Here is a 19,773-nt window from a genome sequence, read left to right on the forward strand (position 1 = left end):
TGGGGCGTCCCCCGCGGAGCTCCGCTCGGCGCTGAGCGGGATCCGCGGGAGACGCCCCGGCTCACGCCCCGAGCTTCTCGGCCCTGAGCTTCTCGGCGATGTCGGCGCGCAGGACGTGTTTCTGGACCTTGCCCGTCGCGGTCATCGGCAGCCGCGAGACGATCTCCAGGCGCTCGGGCACCTTCTGGATGGCCAGCCCCCGGCCGAGCAGGTAGGCCCGCACGTCCTCCAGCGTCAGCGGCTCGTGCCCCGCGGCGAGCACGAGGTAGCCGCACAGCCGCTCCCCCAGCCGCTCGTCCGGCATCCCGACGACCGCGACATCGCCGATGGCCGGGTGGGCGGTGAGCAGGTCCTCGACCTGGCGGACGCTGATGTTCATGCCGCCGCGGATGACGATGTCCTTCAGCCGGCCGGTCACCCGGACGTAGCCGTCGGCGTCCATGACCCCCAGGTCGCCGGAGCGCGAGTAGCCGTCCGGGGTGAACAGGGCGGCGGTCTCCGGTGGGTTGTTGATGTACTCGAGCATGTGGCTGGGCCCGCGGAAGGCGATGTCGCCCTCCTGGCCACGCGGCACCTCGTGGCCCGCCTCGTCGACGATCCTGATCGAGGTGCCGGGCAGCGCCGACCCGTCGGAGGTGATCGAACGGGTCGGGTCGTCCTCCACCGTGCACATGGTGCTCACGGCGTTCTCCGTACGGCCGTAGAGGCTCAGTATCTGGCAGTTCGGCAGCAGGTCACGGGCCCGTTCCACGAAGGAGCCCGGTATGGGCGCGCCCGCGGAGACCCAGATCCGCAGACTGCTGGAATCGTGCTGGTCGGGGTCGTAGACGTCGATGAGCATCTGCAGGAACGTCGTCGCGGTCACCGAGACGGTGCAGCGGAACTTACCGATCTGCTGCAGCCCCGCGCGGGGCTCCCACACGTCCATCAGGTGGGAGGCGGCTCCGTGGATCAACGGTATGAGGAGGCTGGTGATGAACCCGGTGGTGTGCGTGATGGGCGACGGGCCGAACTGGACGTCGGACTGGCGGTAGCCGAGACCCTTGCCGAGCAGCCGCGAACCGCCAGCGAAGGTGTTGAAGGTGTGCAGGCAGCCCTTGGGGTTGGACGTCGTGCCCGAGCTGTAGACGATCACGAAGGGGTCGTCGGCGCCGACACCCGCGCCGAGTTCCTCGGCCGTGGGCACCGGGCCGGTGGCCGCCAGCAGCGACTCGAAGGGGATCACCGTGTCGCGCTCGTCGGAGGAGCTCCCCCGCACCACGACGATCTTCTCCAGGCTCGGGCTGTCGGCCTGGAGCTTGGTGTACATGTCGAGGTAGTCGAAGTTGCGGAACTTCTCGCTGGTGACGGCCAGCCGGACGCCACCGTCGCGCAGGATGTAGCCGACCTCCTCGTTCCGGTAGATCGGCATGATCGGTATCGCGATGGCGCCGAGCCGTGACAGCGCCACCACGACCTGCACGAATTCCGTCCAGTTGGGGAGCTGGACGCTGACGCGGTCCCCCCTGCCGACGCCGAGGCGCCGCAGGCTGGCCGCGAGGCGTAACCCGGTGTCCCGCAGTTCCTGGTAGCTCAGGGACGCGCTGTTGTCCGTGACGAACACTTTGTCGGGCTGCTGGGAGGCCTGCGCCTCCAGGACGTCGAACAGGGTTTCCGCACGCCATACACCGGTGGCGTAGTAGGTGGCGATGTCGTCGTGCGAGTAGCGGTCCGTCACCGTTGTGAACATCATCGTGATCTTCCTCGTCGTCAACAGCTACCGTGCCCCAGGTCACACCATTTCAGTCAACCTTAGAATGGTTAGACCAAAAAGGCAACGAGTTGGAGCCGAACGCCGACGACGGGTCAGAACTGGACGATCTCGGAGTCAGACGATCACCGCATCTTCCACTCGGGAGCCCGCTTCTCCCGGAACGCCCGCACCCCCTCGACGAGGTCCTCGGTGGTGAAGGCCAGCGCGAGCTGGGCCTGCAGCACGTCCAGTGCCTCGCCGAGCGCGAGGTCCCGGGTGGCGTTGATGGCGTCCTTACCGAGCCTGATCAGCAGCGGCGACTTCGACGCCAGCTTGCGCGCCCAGGCCCGGACGGTGTCGTCGAACTCGGCGTCGGGCACCACCGTGTTCACAATGCCCAGGTCACGGGCTTCCGAAGCGCTGATGAGCTCACCGAGCAGCATCAGCTCGTTGGCCTTGAGCCGACCGACGTTGCGGTAGATGAGAGCCGAGATCATGAAGGGGAACGCGCCCACGTTGATCTCCGGGCAGCCGAACCGGACCGACTCCTTCGCGATCACCAGGTCGCAGGCCAGCGCCAGCCCGAACGCCCCCGCGAGCACGTCGCCGTTGGCGGCGCAGATCACCGGCTTGCCCAGGGCCCCGATCAGCTTGAACAGGCGCGGGAAGCGGTCGAGCCCGGTGTACTTGGTGATCGTCGGACGGTCGTCGGCGAACGCCTTGAGGTTGCCGCCCGCGGAGAAGATCCGCTCATGCGACGAGGTGAGCACCGCGACCCGCACGCCAGTGTCGGTCTTTGCCTCCTCCAGCGCGCCCAGGAGATCATCGAGGAGCTCGTCGCTGAGCGCGTTGCGGGTCTGCGGGTGATCCAGTGTCACGAGGGCGACGCCGTGGTCATCGACCTCGTAGCGGACGAGCTTGTCTGTCATCGGCGTTGTCCCTTCCCGGTACGGGGTGTTCAGTCCTGTGTCAGGACGATCTTTCCGAACCCGCCACCCCGCTCGAGGTACTGATGCGCCTGGTCGGCCTGGTCGAGCGGAAAGACCCGGTCGATGACCGGGGGCGCCACCCGCCGGGACGTCAGTAGCTCCAGCAGCCCGGCGAAGTCGCGGGGACCACCCATTGTGGTACCGAGCAGGTCGAACTGCCCGAAATAGAAGTGCCGTACGTCGATGCGCGCCTCCTGCGCGCGCGACGCGCCGAGAACCACCAGCCGGCCGCCCGGCCGCAACGCCTGGATCGACTCCTGCCAGGTGCCCACCGAATCCAGCACGAGGTCGAAGCCCCTTCCCCCGGGTGAGAGCTCCCTGGCCGCCTGTGGCCAGTCGGGATCGGTGTAGAGCACGCCGCCGCCGGCTCCGAGCCCACGAGCAGACTCGATCTTGCCGACCGAGGACGAGGTGACCGCCACCGAGGCGCCGATGCCGACCGCGAGGCTGACCGCCATCGTGGCGACGCCGCCACCGGCGCCGAGCACCAGGGCGGACTCCCCGGCACGCAGCCGGCCGCGGGTGAACAGCGCGCGATAGGTGGTCAGCCCCACCAGCGGCAGGGCAGCCGCCTGCGGCCAGCTGAGCCCGGCGGGCTTCGGCACCACACATTCGACGGGCACCCGCACCAGTTCGGCATAGGTGCCCGGCCGGTGGTCGCCGAGGATCTCCCAGGACGCGCCCGGCGCGCTGTCGTCCCCACCCCACCACAGCGAGGGCACGATCACCACTTCCTCGCCGGTGTCCACCCGTACGCCCGCGCCGTCCGCGCCGAGCACGTGCGGCAGCGGGGAGTGGTACCTGCCCTGCCGGACCAGCACGTCGTGCCAGTTCAGGGCGCTGGCCCGCAGCCGCACCGTGGCCCACCCGGGCTCCGGCCGCGGGTCGGGGAAGTCGGCGAACCGCAGGTTGCCCGCCGGGCCGAACTCGTCGAGGACAACCGCGCGCACCCTACCTCCAGAACCCCAACTAAAGGTCTGACCATTGGACCCTAGTGCTGGCGGGCGCGGGGGTGCAAGCGGCCCCGCTACAGGTGGTTCTGGCCGATCGTCAGGCGCAGGTACTGGGAGATGGCCTCCGCGCGGTTCTCCGCGCCCAGCTTGCGCAGGATGCGCTTCACGTGCGACTTCACGGTACCGTTGGTGATCACGAGTTTCTCGGCGATCCTGTTGTTCGTCGCGCCCGTCGCCATCAGCGTCAGTACCTCGAGCTCGCGGCCCGTGAGCGACTCCATCTTCGACGAGCGCGTGGTGTGCAGCAGCCGGGTGGGCCGGGTGGCGGCGAGCGCGGTGGCGTGCTCCCGGCTGGCGAGGTCGATCTCGGCGCCGGCGAGGTCGTCCAGCACCGACTCGACGGTCTGCATCGCGCTGCGCACCTGCTCGCGCTGGTCACGCAGCCGCCCCAGCAGCACGGCACGCTCGAAGATCTGCCCGAAACCCTCGGCGAAGGCCCACAGGATGTCCCGGTCGAGAGCGGACACCTGCTCGGACTTGTAGTCCGCGTGCAGGAAACCGATCACCCGGCCGGTCGGCATGAGCGGCGCCGCGACGTAGGAACGCAGCTCGGAGGCGTCCAGGAGCGGGCGGTAGACCCGCCGGTCGTGCGCGCCGTCGGTGACCAGCGCCGGTTCACACCGCCGCACCATCTCGCTCTCGAGTAGCAGATGATCGAGGTGGATCTCCGGGATGGCGCTGATCCACTTCCGGAAGGTCCGCTCCACCTCCTGGTCTGTGACCGCGTAGCTCTTCCACGGCCGCCACACCGAGCCCTCGACCCGGGAGAGCATCACCCGGTCGAAACCGCAGCTGTGCACGACCGACTCGCACACACGGTTCAGCAGCTCGTCCGATTCATGTACTTTTCGCAGCTGGGCCAGGCCGGCGTCGAGCATGTCCAGGCGTTGTAGGCGCTCGTGGACGAGGAAGTCGTGGATCTCGTAGCGGATGGTGTGCAGTCCCGCCAGCGCCGTGCTCACGTTGACGAGCGAAGCACCGTCCGGGTACTTCGCGGGTGAGACGAGCCGGTCGCGGAGCAGGCCACTCATGACCGCGAGTTGCCCGTCGACAGCGCTGAGGTCGTCCGCGGGCCTGCGGGCGATGTCCCGTCCGGCGCCACCGACCAGCTGATCGGCGGTCACCAGCAGTTCACGCGCACAACGCATCAGGTCAGGCCGCCGACGCGTCCCGACCGGAACCATCGCATCCGCGGCGTCCCGGGGGTCTCTTCCCTTCGGTGGAGTCATCGCTGCCAGATCCAGTTCGTAAGGGCGTACCGCACCGGCCTGCGCACCGAACCGGTGTGGCGTGTGGCATGTAAGTCTAGGCCCGACCGATCGGTTTAGGCCTGACCAATCCCGGATTAGGTCTGACCAATCTTCACGGCTGACGAACCCCCGAGGTGGCCCGCCCCACCCCGCCAGCGCCGGCTCATCGCCGGCCCGTTCCGGCCAGCGATGGCGTGCGCGGCTCTGCCGCCAGGGGCTTCCGACGGCGAGAACAAGCCCGTCGATGTACACGATCGTGGACTTGCGGTGACAAAAAGGGCGGGCCGCGAGGGGCGACGGGAGAACCGCCGATGGGGACGGCAGTGGCGGCGCTTCGCGGGACCGGTCCGCGGGCGGGGCCTCGAGCGGCGCAAAGACGCAGGTCAGGGCCGTGTGAACAGGCTGCGGGGCCACGACGCGCGCACCCCGCTCCGGTACGGACGGGCTTTTCCGAAGGAGAAACCCGGGAGAAGGCATCATGAATGTCTCCGTGAACCGCGACCCGCGTGCCGGGCATGGGTAGTAGTTGCTTGCTGCATGCTTGCTACTTGCTTGCTCTACCCGCGGTCTTCGACCTTGCGGATGACGCCGACCAGGTGACATTGTTGTATAGCCGACCGGATGACGGCCTGCGTTCTTCCGTGCAACGCGCGACATCGATGTGCCCGATGTCCGCCATCGTGATCGAGGAGTGAACAGGTGCGCCCTGCCGTTGCCGAAGCGGTTCCGGCCGGCCCGTCCATGGTGGTGTCCCCACTCGCGACCCAAAGCCGGGCCTGACGAAAAAGGATGTACGCTGTGCGAAGCACGATGCAGGACTTCCCTCTGACGGTGCGTTCGATAGTGGCGCACGGTGTCTCGGTCCACGGCGATCACGATGCGCGGACCGTGATCGCACCAGGCCAGGTCAGCCGTGTCACGTATGCCGAGATCGGTGCGCGAGCCGCCCGGCTGGCAGGTGCCCTGCGCCGGCTCGGCATCGTCGGGGACCAGCGGGTGGCGACCTTCCAGTGGAGCAACCAGCAGCACCTCGAGGCGTACGCGGCCGTACCGGCGATGGGAGCCGTGCTGCACACGCTGAACATCCGCCTGGCCGCCGAGCAGGTGGCCTACATCGCCAACCACGCCGAGGACCAGGTCATCATCGTCGACGATTCCCTGATCCCATTGCTGGCCGGGGCCCTGCCGAAGATAGACAGCGTGCACACGGTGCTGGTGAACGGCGACGGGGACACCTCCGCCCTGGAGGATGCCGGCAAGCAGATTCTCCGGTACGAGGAGGTCCTTGCCGCCGAGCCCGAGGAATTCGACTGGCCGGCCGTTGACGAACGCGACGCGGCTTCGATGTGCTACACCAGCGGCACGACGGGCAACCCCAAAGGAGTGGTTTACAGCCACCGGTCGCTGTGGTTACATTCGCAGGCTGCCTGCACCGCGCAGGGTTTCAGCATCAACGCTGACGACACGATTCTCACCATCGTGCCGATGTTTCACGCCAACGCCTGGGGCCTGCCGTACGCCGCTCTGATGAGTGGTGCCAATCTGCTGCTGCCCGGGCCCTTCCTGCAGGCCCAGACGCTGGTCGGGACCATCGATCAGGAACGCCCGACCGTGTCGGGAGCCGTTCCCACCATCTGGAACGACATCCTGAACCACCTGCGGAACAACCCCGGACCCGACCTGTCCTCGTTGCGTCTGGTGCTGTGCGGCGGATCGGCGGTGCCGCGCTCGTTGATGGAGGCCTTCGACAAGGAGTTCGGCGTCCGGATCCTGCATGCCTGGGGGATGACGGAGACCTCTCCGCTGGCGGCGATCGCCCGGCCGCCGGCCGGCCTCGACGAGGAGGAGACGATGCGCTTCCGGGTCACCCAGGGCAGGCCGATCGCGGGTGTAGATCTTCGCATCGTCGACGACAACGGCATCGAACTGCCCGCGGACGGGAAGTCGATCGGCGAGCTCGAGGTCCGCGGGCCCTGGGTCACCGGAGGCTACTACCGCGACGACGACCCGGAGAAGTTCCACGACGGCTGGCTGCGTACCGGCGACATCGGCAGAGTCGACCCCCTGCACTACGTCACGCTGACCGACCGGACGAAGGACGTCATCAAGTCGGGTGGCGAGTGGATCTCCTCGGTCGAGCTGGAGAACACGATCATCGGCCATCCGGGCGTGCTCCAGGCCGCCGTCATCGGCGTGCCCGACGAGCGGTGGCAGGAGCGTCCGCTCGCGGTCGTGGTGCTGCGGGACGGAGCGAGCGTGACGGCCGAGGAGCTGCGGACGTGGCTGACGGGCAGGGTCGCGAAGTGGTGGCTGCCGGAGAACTGGTCGTTCGTGGACGCGGTCCCGCTGACGGCGACCGGCAAGTACGACAAGAAGGTGCTGCGCCGCCAGCACGCGGACCAGCTTCTGACAGTACAGACCATCTGACGCCGCCAGGGCGACGGACAGGCGACGTGCACCGGTACACCGCGAGGTAGCGGGACGGCTGTGGGAACCCGGGGGCCGTGATGCGGACGGCCGCACCCCGGGCCATGGGGTACGCGGTGCCAGGGATCATCCCTGACACCGCGACCCTGTTTGTTTGTCCGCTCGTCCGCCGCCCGCAGGACGCCGGGACGCCGGGACGCCGGGACGCCGGGACGCCGGGACGCCGGCTCTACCGCAACGGGAAGCCGAACCGGACCGCCAGCCCGCCCCCGCATCGAGGCGATGACCGGAACCCGTACGGTCACGGCGACACGACGCCCGGTGCGGGCCAGTACGATGCGGACCCAGTGCGGGGCCGGCCGAGCGGCACCTCCGCGCGGCCGGGTCCGCAAGGGCCATCGTTGGCACACCTGTACGCTTCTGGACCTCCCTGTGCCCTGCCACGATGTGCGGGTGCCCCAAGGCGAGAGGCAGCGGTGCGCGCTACTGCCCGGGCGCGGCCCTGGCGCGCACCATGCTGAAGCACCTGCCGACCGAGGTCGGCCCCGGATTCCGGACGTTCCCGTCCCGAGCCGAACTTCCCGGTCGCCAACCTCATCAACGGGATCAGGAGCCTCCCCGCGACGCGGACCCCTGAGAAGCGCTGATCGCAGGCACGTTCACAAGGCCACCACCCGGGCATCGGCGCAACCGGGCAGCCGCCTCGCTCGCTTACGGGAGCCGCTGCAGGTGGCCACGAAGGCGTTAAGGATCTTCAAAGTGGAACAGTCAGGCGCCCAGGCCACATCGACGATCACAGCACGACGTCAACAAGATGTTACTTTAAGTAAGTAAATCAACTTAATAAGTAATATTATTGATATTGTCAGCCGTCGATTCGACAGGATCCGCTACGAATCAGTGCTTCTGTGTACGGCACGCACGCTACCCTCTTCGAAAAAGAAGCTCGGTCGTGCTCACGTGGGTGACCCAGCGGGTCAGTCAGCCGTATGGTTTGGCGCGTCCACAACGCGGTCGAGTGACAGAGATCGACAGAACGTGACAAGGCCGGACTTTGACTTCTGATCCGCCAGGCGTCCAGCGCTGGACGCCTGCGCCAGTCGAGGAGGCTCATCGTGTCCACCGGGGACATCAGGTGCCACGGGAGAAACCACAGACCGATGATCGGCGACCGCATGCACCAGCGGTCGATCTCCGACCGGACGGTGAGCGAGGTGCTCACCATCATCGGCAAGGCTCAGGCACTCCTGTGCTCCCAGCAACTGCCCGACACCACGGAGATCGACGACTTACCCGCCGCCAGCAGCGCGTTGGAGGCCGTCTGGCACGGCGTGTGCGCGGCCGCGGCCGGTGACCACGCCACCGCCGACCGCCTGGCCGGTGCCGACGACCTGCTTCCACTGCTCATCCAGTTGAAGAGCACCGACGACGACGTACGCGAGGAGCACGCCCACCACCATTCCAGCACGATCCGTAACGTTCAGAACGCTCTCAGTCGATTACACCAGATGTCCTCGGTATCCGAACTGATCGAGGCAACCCCGGGCATCGCGTGCACGATCGGGTTCGACCGGGTGATCATGTCACGCATCCACGAGTCGATCTGGGTACCCGAGACGATGTACGTCGAGGGGGACCGGGAATGGGCCCAGGTCATCGTGCGAGCCGGGCAGGACAATCCGCAGAAGCTCGTACCCCCCCTGTTCGAGACGGAGATCGTACGACGGCGGCGACCGCTCATCGTCACCAACGTCCAGGATGAGACACGGGTCCATCGGGCGATGGCCGAGGCGGCCCGGGTCAGAAGCTACGTCGCGGTACCGATCACGACCTCCTCCCAGGTGATCGGTTTCCTGCACGCCGACCGCTACTACCACCGCGGCGAGCTCGCCGAGTTCGACCGGGACATCCTGGCGGTCTTCGCCGAAGGCCTGGGCTATGCGCTGGAGCGCGCGGTCCTCCTCGACCGCCTGGCCCAGATGCGCACCGAGATGCTGCGCTACACCGCCGGGCTGGCCGCGACGATGAACGACATCGAGGAGCCGATCAGGTTTGGCGCATACGGGATGAACCACGGGTTCGCCCGGCCCGTACGCCCGTTCCACGACACCCCCTGGCCCACGGACTCCCGCCTGACCAGGCGCGAGATCGACGTGCTCAGGCTGATGGCCGCCGGCAACACCAACGCGCGCATCGCCGACCGGCTGATCATCTCTGAGGGAACCGTGAAGTCCCACGTCAAGCACATCCTGCGCAAGCTGAACGCGGCCAGCCGTACCGAAGCGGTGTCGATCTGGCTGCACAGCGAGCGGGAGGCGTCATGAGCCGCCGGGAACAGCCCCGCGCCAGCGACAAACAGACGACCGACAACGAACAGACGATGTCCGTCCGACGACACACCGGAGCACGGACGGGTTGACACCGTTCACGACACCACCCCGATCATCACCCTCCTGACCATCACCCTCCTGACCATCAGGTCAGATCGGTGGGTGGTTCGCCCAGGCGACCGGCAGCATCCCTCCCGCACCTGGAATCCCGGCGTGGGAGGGACGGGATGCTACAGGCAAAAATATCACTGTCAGTGATGGCGGCGGGCCGCTGGAACACAGACAGGCGCCGACGGGAGTAACTCCCGGTGACGTCCTACCGGGCCGTCATGACCGTGCCGCCGAGTCTGCCGCGGCGTCGAGCGAGGTACGCGAGAGGACCGGGGCGTCACGTCCCGTCCCGAGGGAGCCGCCGGGCCGGCCGGCCGGGGAGCCCGCGCTCTCCTCGTGGTACTCCTCCTCGACGTTGACCGACCAGACGTCGTGGGTCGTGCCGGTGGCGATGTTCTCGGCGGTGAGCATCGCGGTGAGCATCGAATGGTCCTGGTTGTTGTACCGGAACATGCCGTTGCGGCCGACCGGGTGGACGTTGGTGGCGTGCTCGGCGAGCCAGCCGCGTATCACGTCGACGTTCGCCCGGTAACGGTCGTCGTAGATGGGATAGGCCTTGCCCTGGCGGACCACATATCCCGCCTCGACGTCGTCGTAGTCGACGAGGCCGAGCTTGGCCAGCTCCCGCCTGCCCTGCTCGATGAGCTCGTCGTCGGGAGCCGTCCAGGCAGCGTCGCTCTCGAAGACCGTGTACTCCAGGCCGAGCACGTTACGGCCGTCCTTGACCAGGAACGGCGACCAGGAACCGAAGTTCTGGATGCGCATGGTCCGCACCTGCGGGTCGTGAATGTAGATCCAGTTGTCGTTCCAGGGCACCTTGTCGGCGGGCACCACGAGCGCGACGGTGATGAAGTCCCGGTAGCGCAGGTCGCGCGCGGCCTGCGCCACAGCGGCCGGGACGGGCGGGTCCATCGCCGTGATCAGCTCGGAGATCGGCATGGACGACACGACGTCGGTACAGGGGTAGACGGTGGTCCCCCCGTCGCCGTCGCGCGCGACGACCGCCGTCGCGCGGCCGTCGGCATGCCTGATGCCCGCCACGGTCGTGTTCATCACCACCTTGCTGCCGGCCGCGGTGACCTTGTCACGGCAGACCTCCCACATCATCCCGGGGCCGTACTTGGGATACTGGAACTCCTCAATCAACGAGGTGATCTTCTTTTGGTTACGGCGCGGCGAGACCGCGTTGACGATGGCGTTCGCCAGCGACAGGCTCTTCACCCGCTGGGCAGCCCAGTCCGCCGGCATCTCGCTGACCGGCACCCCCCAGACCTTCTCGGTATAGGTCTTGAAGAAGGTGCGGTAGAGGCGCCAGCCGAACCGGGCGACCAGCCAGCTTTCGTAGTCCGTCTGGTCCTTCGGCGGCCGGGCCCTGGCCCACAGGTACGAGCCGACGCACCGGGCGGCCTCGGCCGGGCCGAGGTTGCGCAACGCGTTCCCGGCGTTGATCGGATAGTCGTAGTAGGCGCCGTTGTAGAAGATCCGGCTCTTGCGCGGCCGCAGCAGGAAGTCGGCGTCGTCGAGAATCTCGTGCCAGAGCTCCTCGACCGCCCGGACCTTGGTGAAGAACCGGTGGCCGCCGATGTCGAACCGCCAGCCGTCGCGCTCGACCGTCCGGGAGATGCCGCCGACCTGACTGTCCGCCTCGAGGACGGTGGAGGCGATCCCGTACTTGTGCAGTTGGAAGGCCGCGCTCAGACCCGCTGGACCGGCGCCTATCACCAGGATCTCGCGACCGGGTTCCGCGGGCGGCGTTGAAAGCTCGGTCATGGGATGCAACGGCTCCTTGATGGCTGAAGGGGACGATTCCTGCGGCTGACTACCCGGCGGTGCCGGTCACCCTGCGCTGGCCAGCCCGCGGTGGCTACGTGGTGTGACATAGCGGTCACGACCCGATCGGAGATCGTCATCTTCGATGACCGTTCCCGCGTCGCCCGCAATGATCACGCTTTCCATCTTCACCAGAGTAGAGAGTAGATAGTCCGCGAGGGCGGGGGGACGGCGGGTCTCACCACAGCCGTCCGAGTGGCCGTCTGCTGGCCGTTCGGGTGACGGCTCAGGCGTCGGATGCTCCGGCCGCCGCGGCGAAGCCGGNNGGCCGCCGCGGCGAAGCCGGTGCGCAGGTCGGCAAGGATGTCGTCGATCCCCTCCAGGCCGACCGAGAGCCGGACCAGCTCGCCGCTGACCCCGCTCGCGGCCTGCTCGGCCGCGGTGAGCTGGGCGTGGGTGGTCGTGGCGGGATGAATGGCCAGCGAGCGCACGTCACCGACGTTGGCCAGATGGCTGTGCAGCGCAAGGGCCTCGACGAAGGCCCGGCCCGCCGCCGCGCCGCCGCGGATCCCGAAGGCCAGCACGGCGCCGGCGCCGGCCGGCAGGTAGCGCGTCGCCGCCGCGTGCCAGCGGCTGCTCTCCAGCCCCGGGTAGGCGACCCACAGCACGTCGTCGCGGCCCTCAAGCCAGCGCGCCACCGCCAGCGCGTTCTCCGAGTGCCGCTGTACCCGCAGCGACAGCGTCTCCAGCCCCTGCAGCAGCAGGAAGGCGTTGACCGGCGACAGCGCCGGGCCGAGGTCGCGCAGCAGCTTCGCCCGGGCCCGCACGATGTAGGCGAGCTCCGGGAAGGCCTCGAGGAACACCAGCCCGTTGTAGGACGGATCCGGTCTGGTGAACCGTGGGTAACGCCCGTTGCCCCAGTCGAACCGGCCGCCATCGACGATGACCCCGCCGATGGACGTGCCGTGCCCGCCGATGAACTTCGTCGCCGAGTGCACGATCACGTCGGCGCCGTGCTCAAGCGGGCGGGACAGATACGGGGAGGCCAGGGTGTTGTCGACGATGAGCGGCGCGCCCGCCTCGTGCGCGACCTCGGCCACCCCGGCGATATCGAGGACGTTCCCGCGCGGATTGCCGATCGTCTCCCCGTAGAAGGCGGCGGTGTTCGGGCGCGCGGCGGCCTTCCAGGCGCCCAGGTCGTCGGGGTCGTCGATGAAGGTCGTCTCGATGCCGAACTCGGACAGCGTGTGGGCGAACAGCGCATACGTCCCGCCGTACAGCGACGACGACGAGACCAGATGATCGCCGGCGGAGGCGATGGTGAGGATCGCCAGCGCCTGCGCGGCCTGCCCGCTGGCCGTCGCCAGCGCCGCGACACCGCCTTCGAGGTCCGCGACCCGCTGCTCCAGGACGTCCTGGGTCGGGTTGACCACCCGGGTGTAGGTGAACCCGAACTCGGCGAGCGAGAACAGGTCCGCCGCATGGCGGGTGTCCTCGAAGACGAACGACGTGCTCTGGTAGATCGGCACCGCGCGGGCGCCCGTCGCCGGATCCGGCTGGGCGCCGGCATGGACCTGCCGGGTCTCGAAGCTGTACGTCGTGGACTCGCTCGTCACGGGTTTCCTCTCACTGCTCGCTACCTGGTCGGTTCACTGCCTGGCCGCCGTCTGTCACCGCTCACTGTCCGGCCGCCGTCCGGCCGCCGTCCGGCCGCTGTCGGCTCACCTGCCCACAACCGGCGGGCCGGGCGGCATGATCAGTATGCTCCTCGGCCGGCGGGCGCCTCGACGTCGGAGTAGTACCGCCGGGCCACCTCGGGATGGCTGCGCAGCCAGCTCTTGAGGGTGTTGACGCCGTGCTCGGCAAAGATCGGGTTGCGCGGGTCGGGAGGCGCGGACGGCGGTAGCTGCCGGCGCAGCTCCTCCGGCAGCGGCAGGGGTGCCAGCGTCGCCGACAGGTGCGGGCCGAAGAAGAAGGCCGCCGACACCCGCTCCGTCCCGGCCGGTGGGCTGACGACCCGGTGCACGGTCGCCCGGTAGTAACGCTGGGTCGCCAGTTCGAACATCTCGCCGATGTTGACCACGAAGGTCCCCGGTACCGGGGTGACGTCGATCCAGCCGTCGGCCGGCACGTCCGTACCCGCCTGCGGGCTGCGCGCGACCTGCAGGCCGCCGGTGTCGTCCTGCAGGACGAACGTGACGAAACCGCCGTCCTTGTGCGCGCCGACGCCCTGGTCGTAGTCGGCCGCGAAGCCCGCCGGCGCGGGCAGGTAGCGGATCAGCTTCAGATGCGAGCGAGGGTCGACGGCGAACCTCGGGTCCAGCTGGTCGGCGGCCAGGCCGAGCGATTCGGCGAACGCGTGGACCAGCGTGCGGGCGAGCCGTCCCAGCTCGGCCATGTAGGCATCGACGATCTCCCGCATCCGCGGGAGCGCGGCCGGCCACTGGTTGGGGCCGTCGAGGCGCAGGTAGGGCGGGTCGTGCGGACCGAGCTGGCGGACGGGGCGCTCGTCGCCGACGTCGATCTGCTCACGGATGTCGGGGTTGTCCCGGGTGATCTCGTGGCCGAGTCGGGTGTAGCCGCGGAAGTGCGGCGAGTGGACGTTTTCGATCTCGAGCTTGACGTCCTCGGGCAGGTGGAAGAACTCCCGGCTGACCGCCAGCACGGCGGCGGTGGTGGCCGGCGGGATCCCGTGCCCGGTGAGGTAGAAGAAGCCCAGCCCGTGGCAGGCCGCGCGCAACGCCGCCAGGAACGCCGCCCGCCCGGGGCCGCCCGTGCGGTAGGGGCCGATGTCCAGCGTGGGCAGGGCGGCCACCGGCCCGGCAGGCCCCGGCCCGTCCGGGCCGATGCCGTCAGCGTCGGAGTTGGAGTCGGCGCTTTCGACACCGATGCCGATGCCGATGCCGCCGGCGCTGGCGTTGTCGGTGTGGGTCGTCTCGGTCATCGTCGGCCTCCTTGTCGGTCGTGGGCCGGAAGTGACGGCGGTCGGTGACCGCCGTTCGGTCGGATGCGCCTGGCAGCGGTCACGCGCTGTGCCGATCACGGGCGTACCGGCTGGCCGGGCGGGGCAGTCCCAGGTTCTCGCGCAGGGTCCGGCCCTCGTAGGAGGTCCGGAACAGGCCACGGCGTCGCAGGTGCGGGATGACCAGGTCCGCGAAGTCGTCGAGCGTCTCCGGCAGATACGGGAAGATCACGTTGAAACCGTCCGCGGCCTGCGTCTCGAACCACTCCTGGATGTGGTCGGCGATCGTCTCGGGGGTGCCGACGATGGTCCGCTCGTCACGGGCCAGCCCCCTGGCGAGCTCGCGGATGGTCAGGTTGCGGGCGCGGGCCCGGTCCACGATGAGCCGCTGGGCGCTGCGGCTCTGGTTCGAGGGGGGCAGCTCCGGCAGCGGCCCGTCCAACGGGTACGTCGACAGGTCGACGCCGCCGAGCCAGTAGGCGAGATCGGCCAGCGCCACCCGCGGGTCGAGCAGCGCGTACAGCCGCTCGGCCTTGTCCTCGGCCTCGGTGAGGGTGCGGCCGACGATCGTGGACAGCGCCGGCAGGACGAGGACATGCTCCGGGTTGCGGCCGGCCGCGGCCGCCCGNCCGCCCGCGCCTTGATCTCGGCGTAGAAGGCCCGGGCGGCGGCGCTGTCGGGATGGTGGGTGAAGACGACGTCCGCGACCGCCGCCGCCAGCGACCTGCCGGCCTCGGAGGAGCCGGCCTGGACGATCACCGGCCGGCCCTGCGGCGGCCGGGGGATGTTCAACGGCCCGGTCACCGAGAAATACCTGCCCCGGTGGTCGAGCCGGTGCACCTTGTCGTCGTCGAAGTAGATCCCGGACGCCTGGTCGTGGCGGAACGCGTCGTCGTCGAAGCTGTCCCACAGGCCGGTCACCACCTGATGGAACTCCGCGGCCCGCCGGTAGCGCTCGGCGTGCTCGACGTGCTCGGGCAGGCCGAAGTTGCGTGCCTCGGCGTCGTTGAGCGAGGTGACCAGGTTCCAGCCGGCCCGCCCCCGGCTGAGGTGGTCCAGCGAGGCGAACGTGCGCGCCAGGTGGTAGGGCTCGTTGTAGGTGGTGGACGCGGTGGCGATGAGCCCGATCCGGCTGGTGGCGGTGGACAGCGCTGCGAGCAGGGTCGTCGGCTCGAAGGAGTCGTTGACCACCGAGACCCGGCGCAGCACCTCCTGGTCGGCGAAGGGCACCCCGACGAGGTCGGCGAAGAAGAGCGCGTCGAAGCGGGCCCGCTCGGCGGTCCGCGCCAGGTCGATCAGGTGCCGGATGTTCACGCCCGCGTCCGGGACGGCGCCCGGGTGCCGCCAGGCGGCCAGGAACTCCCCCGGCGGCTTGAGGAAGGCGTTGAGATGCAGCCGTCGCCGGCCGCCGTGCTCGGTGACGCCGGCTGCGCCGGTCGCGCCGGTCGTGCCGGGTGCCACGTCAGATGCCATAAGTCACCGGCTTCCCTCCGCCGTCCCTGCCCCGTCCCGCCGCCTCGCGCCCACCGGCCGTGGCCCGGCGCCCCCGCCGCCGCCGATACCCGCGCTGTCCCCGATGTTCGCGCTGCCCACGATCGCGGCGTCCCTGACGCCCACGGCATCCTCGGTGTCGGCCCACGGACGTGCGCCGGCCCGGGGGCGCGGCAGCCCGAGGTGGCCGCGCAGCGTCGTCGTCTCGTAGGCGTGGCGGAACAGCCCGCGGCGGCGCAGCTCGGGGACGACGTGGTCGACGAAGTCCTCGGCGGCGCCGGGCAGGTAGGGAAAACTAACGTTGAAACCGTCGGCGGCGCGGGTGGTGAACCACTCCTCGATGTGGTCGGCGACATCCTCCGGGGTGCCGACCACGGCACCCGCGGTGGTGAACCGCAGCGCCAGCTGGCGGATCGTGAGGTGCTCGCGGCGGGCCAGGTCGAGCATCAGCTCCTGCCGGCTCCTGCTCCGGTTGGTCGCGCCGATGGGCGGCAGCGGCCCGTCCAACGGGTACCCGGACAGGTCGAGATCCCCGATGTTGTCCTGGACGAGCCGGCGCGCCACGTCGTCGTGGACCAGTTCCTGTAGTTCGGCCAGGCGGGCCCGGGCCCGCTCCCGGGTGCTCGCGACGAACGGTGAGAGCAGCGGCCAGACCAACAGGTGGTCGCTGTCGCGGCCGTACGCCGCCGCGCGTGCCTTGATGTCGGCGTAGAACGCCTGGGCGCCGGCCAGCGTGGTCTGGGCGGTGAACACCACCTCGCCGTGGCGGGCCNTGGCGGGCCGCGAACGCCAGGCCGGTCTCCGACGAGCCGGCCTGGAAGATCACCGGATGGCCCTGCGGCGGCCGGGAGATGTTCAGCGGCCCGCGCACCGTGAAATGCGGGCCGGCATGGTGCGGGGTGCGCAGACCGGCCGGGTCGTAGTAGTGCCCGGCCGCGGCATCCCGGACGACCGAGCCGTCGTCGAAACTGTCCCACAGCTTCCGGACGACCTCGACGAACTCCTCGGCCCGCAGATAGCGCGCGCTGTGGTCGAGATGGGTGTCCCGGCCGAAGTTGCCGGCCTCCAGCGGGACCACCGACGTCACCACGTTCCAACCGGCCCGACCGGCGGAGAGATGATCCAGGGAGGCGAACCTGCGCGCGATGTGGAACGGCTCGTTGTACGTCGTCGTCGCGGTGGCGACCAGGCCGATCCGTTCGGTCACGGTGGACAGCGCGGCCAGCAGGGTCAACGGCTCGAAGTGGTCGGCGCGGGCGGTGCGCCGCAACGAGTCGTACTGGTGTCCCCAGATGGCCACGACGTCGGCGACGAACAGCGCGTCGAACGTCCCCCGCTCCAGCGTTCTGGCCAGCTGGATGTGATGGTCGAGGTCGAGCTGGCCGCCCGGCGGCGAGGAGGGGTGCCGCCAGCCGGCGATGTGCCCGCCGGAGCCGTGCAGGATCGTGCCCAGGGTCAGCTGGCGCCGGGAGCGGCCCGGTGCCGGCGCCACGTCCGTGACGGAGGTCATGTCGGGGTCCTCTCCACCGCCGGCGCGACGGCCGGGGCGTGCCGAGGCGGTGGGACGGGTCGATCGGTGCGTCGCGTCGTTGTCTGGCGTGTCGTTGCCTGGCGTGTCGTGATGCGCCGTGGCCGCGGGTGGCCGGCGGCGCGACCAGCTCACCGTCGCCGAGAATTGATCATCAATTGATCATCGTGGCCGGGCGGACCGCACAGGGTGCGTCACCACACGAGGCCACGAGCCCGCAGGACACGAGATGATGTTGACGGTGGACGGCGGATCCCGCGACTGTCGGGCCGGATCAACGGCGGCTCTGGTCGACGTCAACAGATCTGGTCGAAATGATGCGCGCGGCGGGAGGCCCAGAACGGATCGAGCATCACCGTCCAGGACGCGGATCCGGCACGCATCGTCCGAATGTAACCGCACCGGTGGCCAGGGGTCCAGCATCACCGCGCGGGCAGCAGCGGGCCAGCGAACGCTACGCGGCCGGTATCCATCGGATACGGCCAGGGATACCGCCGGTATCCATCGGATACGGCCAGAGATACCGCCGGGATCCGAGGGATACCGGCCGGGAATACGGCCGGACACAGGCCGTGGCAGGCCACCGGGCGAGATCGGGCGAACTCGGGGGATCCCGGCGGGCCGGCGAACAGGAGGGCCGGGACAACAGGGCCGGGGCAACGATGAGGCCGGCTGGTTTGGGTAGGGTGTGGCGGTCCCGGTTCGCCCGCGGTCGCGGGGGGAGGACGGGGGTGAGATGGACGGCGAGGGAGCACAGGGCATCACGCCCGGAGATCTTTTCGACGATCTCCCCATGAACCGCACGGTAACGGTCAGCGTGGACCCGCACGGTGTCGTCACCGCGTGCGGCTCGTACGCCCACCAGCCGCTCGGATACCCTCCGGCCGAGCTCGTCGGACGGCCAGCGGCCGACCTTCTTGCCGCTCCGCTCCCGCAACCGGCCCGATGCCACCTGACGGACGGGCGAAGCTGGAGCGGGACTGTCACCCTGCGCCACCGCGACGGGCACGGCCTGGACGTGTGGCTGCACGCCCAGCCACTGCTGGCCGGTAACGGGACGGTGGCCCAGTGGTTCGTGACCGCCGTCACCGTCGAGGACCTGCGCAACCACCAGCGTGAGCGCCAGGCTGAGCTGACGCTGGTGAACTGGGCGTTCACCCAGGCCCCGGTCGGTCTGGCGATCTTCGATACCGAGGTGCGGGTCTGCCGGCTGAACGACGAGTCAGCCCACATGATCGGCCTGCGGGAGCAGGACGCGCGCGGACGTCCGGCGGCGGAGGTGTTCCCCGCCCCCGGACATCAGCCCTCCGGCCTGGTCGAGCGGGCCCGCCAGGTGGTGCGGACCGGTGAGCCGGCGTACTACGAGGCCTTCCGCCGGGCACCGGCCGACTCCCACGAACGTGCCTGGGCGATCACCCTGTCACCGGTGCGGGACCCGGCCGGCCAGGTCCGAGGGGTGCTCAGCGCGTCGCTCGACATCAGCGAGCGGTACTGGGCCCGGCAGCGGCTGACCCTGCTCAACGAGGCCAACGCCGCCATCGGCAGCACCCTCGAGGTCACCCGCACCGCCCAGGAGTTCGCCGACATCGCCGTCCCCCGTCTCGCCGACTGGGCCAGCGTCGACCTCCTCGACACCGTCTACCAAGGTGACGAGCCGCCGTCAGGACCGATCACCACCCCGGTGGTGCTGCGCCGCACCGCCCACCAGTCCGTCTTCGCGGGGCAGCCGGAAGCCGTCGTCGCGCTGGGCCAGACCGACACCTACCCTCCGAACTCCCCCATCGCCATCGCCCTCGCCAGCGGACAGAGCGTCTCCTACCCGATCTCCGATCCGCGTGTGGCACGGTGGGTGGCGGGCAGCCCGCCGCGGGCCGCCCGGATCCGCGAGTACGGATTCCATTCCGTCATGATTATTCCGTTACGTGCCCGGGGAAGCATTCTCGGCGTCGCCGTCTTCATTCGTCACCAGCACCATCCCGAGCCCTTCACCCCCGACGACCTCGTCCTGGCCGACGATCTCGGTGCCCGCACCGCCGTCTGTCTCGACAACGCCCGCCGCTACACCCGCGAACGCACCACCGCCCTCACCCTCCAGCACAGCCTGCTCCCCCACCACCTGCCGCGGCACACCGCCGTGGAGGTCGCCTCCCGCTACCTGCCCGCCGGCGCC

12 protein-coding genes and 2 pseudogenes are annotated in these 19,773 nt (G+C 69.5%); 3 read left to right on the forward strand and 11 right to left on the reverse strand.

From position 1 onward, the window contains the following. Positions 1-61: 61 nt before the first annotated feature. The 4 genes from FrCorBMG51_RS12810 to FrCorBMG51_RS28985 form a co-directional block, all read right to left on the reverse strand. Positions 62-1,729 carry an AMP-binding protein gene (locus FrCorBMG51_RS12810; protein ID WP_235433532.1) on the reverse strand — a complete coding sequence of 556 codons (1,668 nt, stop codon included), beginning with the start codon at positions 1,727-1,729 and terminating at the stop codon, positions 62-64. A gap of 146 nt (positions 1,730-1,875) precedes the next feature. Further along, positions 1,876-2,661, reverse strand: coding sequence for an enoyl-CoA hydratase/isomerase family protein (locus FrCorBMG51_RS12815; RefSeq protein ID WP_047223277.1), 786 nt, complete (start codon positions 2,659-2,661; stop codon positions 1,876-1,878). Between the two features lie 29 nt (positions 2,662-2,690). Then, on the reverse strand, positions 2,691-3,671 hold the full coding sequence (locus FrCorBMG51_RS12820) for a zinc-binding dehydrogenase (protein ID WP_047223278.1): 981 nt from the start codon (positions 3,669-3,671) through the stop codon (positions 2,691-2,693). A gap of 77 nt (positions 3,672-3,748) precedes the next feature. Then, positions 3,749-4,882: a LuxR C-terminal-related transcriptional regulator gene (locus FrCorBMG51_RS28985; protein WP_052914629.1), complete on the reverse strand. Its 1,134-nt coding sequence runs from the start codon at positions 4,880-4,882 to the stop codon at positions 3,749-3,751. 891 nt (positions 4,883-5,773) lie between these two features. Between FrCorBMG51_RS28985 and FrCorBMG51_RS12835 the strand changes: the two genes are divergently transcribed. Beyond that, complete coding sequence (locus FrCorBMG51_RS12835) at positions 5,774-7,411, forward strand: long-chain fatty acid--CoA ligase (RefSeq protein ID WP_235433533.1); 1,638 nt, start codon at positions 5,774-5,776, stop codon at positions 7,409-7,411. 1,160 nt (positions 7,412-8,571) lie between these two features. After that, on the forward strand, positions 8,572-9,735 hold the full coding sequence (locus FrCorBMG51_RS12840) for a helix-turn-helix transcriptional regulator (RefSeq protein WP_052914631.1): 1,164 nt from the start codon (positions 8,572-8,574) through the stop codon (positions 9,733-9,735). A gap of 333 nt (positions 9,736-10,068) precedes the next feature. Here the strand turns inward: FrCorBMG51_RS12840 and FrCorBMG51_RS12845 are convergent, their stop codons facing one another. From FrCorBMG51_RS12845 to FrCorBMG51_RS34720, 7 genes and pseudogenes are all read right to left on the reverse strand, one after another. Beyond that, the gene (locus tag FrCorBMG51_RS12845; RefSeq protein WP_047223279.1) at positions 10,069-11,622 is read right to left on the reverse strand and encodes an NAD(P)/FAD-dependent oxidoreductase; all 1,554 of its coding nucleotides are present in this window, start codon (positions 11,620-11,622) and stop codon (positions 10,069-10,071) included. Positions 11,623-11,951: 329 nt separating this feature from the next. Beyond that, a pseudogene (locus FrCorBMG51_RS12850) lies at positions 11,952-13,238 on the reverse strand (bifunctional o-acetylhomoserine/o-acetylserine sulfhydrylase); the annotation flags it as partial. A gap of 140 nt (positions 13,239-13,378) precedes the next feature. After that, on the reverse strand, positions 13,379-14,566 hold the full coding sequence (locus FrCorBMG51_RS12855; protein WP_086055430.1) for an isopenicillin N synthase family dioxygenase: 1,188 nt from the start codon (positions 14,564-14,566) through the stop codon (positions 13,379-13,381). A gap of 79 nt (positions 14,567-14,645) precedes the next feature. Continuing rightward, complete coding sequence (locus FrCorBMG51_RS34710) at positions 14,646-14,963, reverse strand: LLM class oxidoreductase (protein ID WP_237703059.1); 318 nt, start codon at positions 14,961-14,963, stop codon at positions 14,646-14,648. Further along, on the reverse strand, positions 14,936-16,057 hold the full coding sequence (locus FrCorBMG51_RS33805; protein WP_476742153.1) for an NtaA/DmoA family FMN-dependent monooxygenase: 1,122 nt from the start codon (positions 16,055-16,057) through the stop codon (positions 14,936-14,938). Before FrCorBMG51_RS33805 ends, FrCorBMG51_RS34710 begins: the two co-directional genes overlap by 28 nt. Before the next feature lie 3 nt (positions 16,058-16,060). Next, positions 16,061-16,828 carry an LLM class flavin-dependent oxidoreductase gene (locus FrCorBMG51_RS34715; RefSeq protein ID WP_235433535.1) on the reverse strand — a complete coding sequence of 256 codons (768 nt, stop codon included), beginning with the start codon at positions 16,826-16,828 and terminating at the stop codon, positions 16,061-16,063. A gap of 70 nt (positions 16,829-16,898) precedes the next feature. Next, positions 16,899-17,585, reverse strand: a pseudogene (locus tag FrCorBMG51_RS34720) (NtaA/DmoA family FMN-dependent monooxygenase); the annotation flags it as partial. A 754-nt stretch (positions 17,586-18,339) separates the two neighbouring features. Here FrCorBMG51_RS34720 and FrCorBMG51_RS12870 point away from each other — a divergent pair. Continuing rightward, positions 18,340-19,773, forward strand: a 1,434-nt coding sequence (locus FrCorBMG51_RS12870) for a PAS domain-containing protein (protein ID WP_157180489.1), incomplete at its 3' end; no start/stop codon positions are given.

Source organism: Protofrankia coriariae (assembly GCF_001017755.1).
Lineage (GTDB): Bacteria > Actinomycetota > Actinomycetes > Frankiales > Frankiaceae > Protofrankia > Protofrankia coriariae.

Coding starts and splice junctions, on each gene's coding strand:
- FrCorBMG51_RS12840 (WP_052914631.1), top strand. CDS start 8,572: ATGATCGGCGACCGCATGCACCAGCGGTCGATCTCCGACCGGACGGTG.
- FrCorBMG51_RS12815 (WP_047223277.1), bottom strand. CDS start 2,661: ATGACAGACAAGCTCGTCCGCTACGAGGTCGATGACCACGGCGTCGCC.
- FrCorBMG51_RS28985 (WP_052914629.1), bottom strand. CDS start 4,882: ATGCGTTGTGCGCGTGAACTGCTGGTGACCGCCGATCAGCTGGTCGGT.
- FrCorBMG51_RS12810 (WP_235433532.1), bottom strand. CDS start 1,729: ATGTTCACAACGGTGACGGACCGCTACTCGCACGACGACATCGCCACC.
- FrCorBMG51_RS12845 (WP_047223279.1), bottom strand. CDS start 11,622: ATGACCGAGCTTTCAACGCCGCCCGCGGAACCCGGTCGCGAGATCCTG.
- FrCorBMG51_RS12835 (WP_235433533.1), top strand. CDS start 5,774: ATGTACGCTGTGCGAAGCACGATGCAGGACTTCCCTCTGACGGTGCGT.
- FrCorBMG51_RS12855 (WP_086055430.1), bottom strand. CDS start 14,566: ATGACCGAGACGACCCACACCGACAACGCCAGCGCCGGCGGCATCGGC.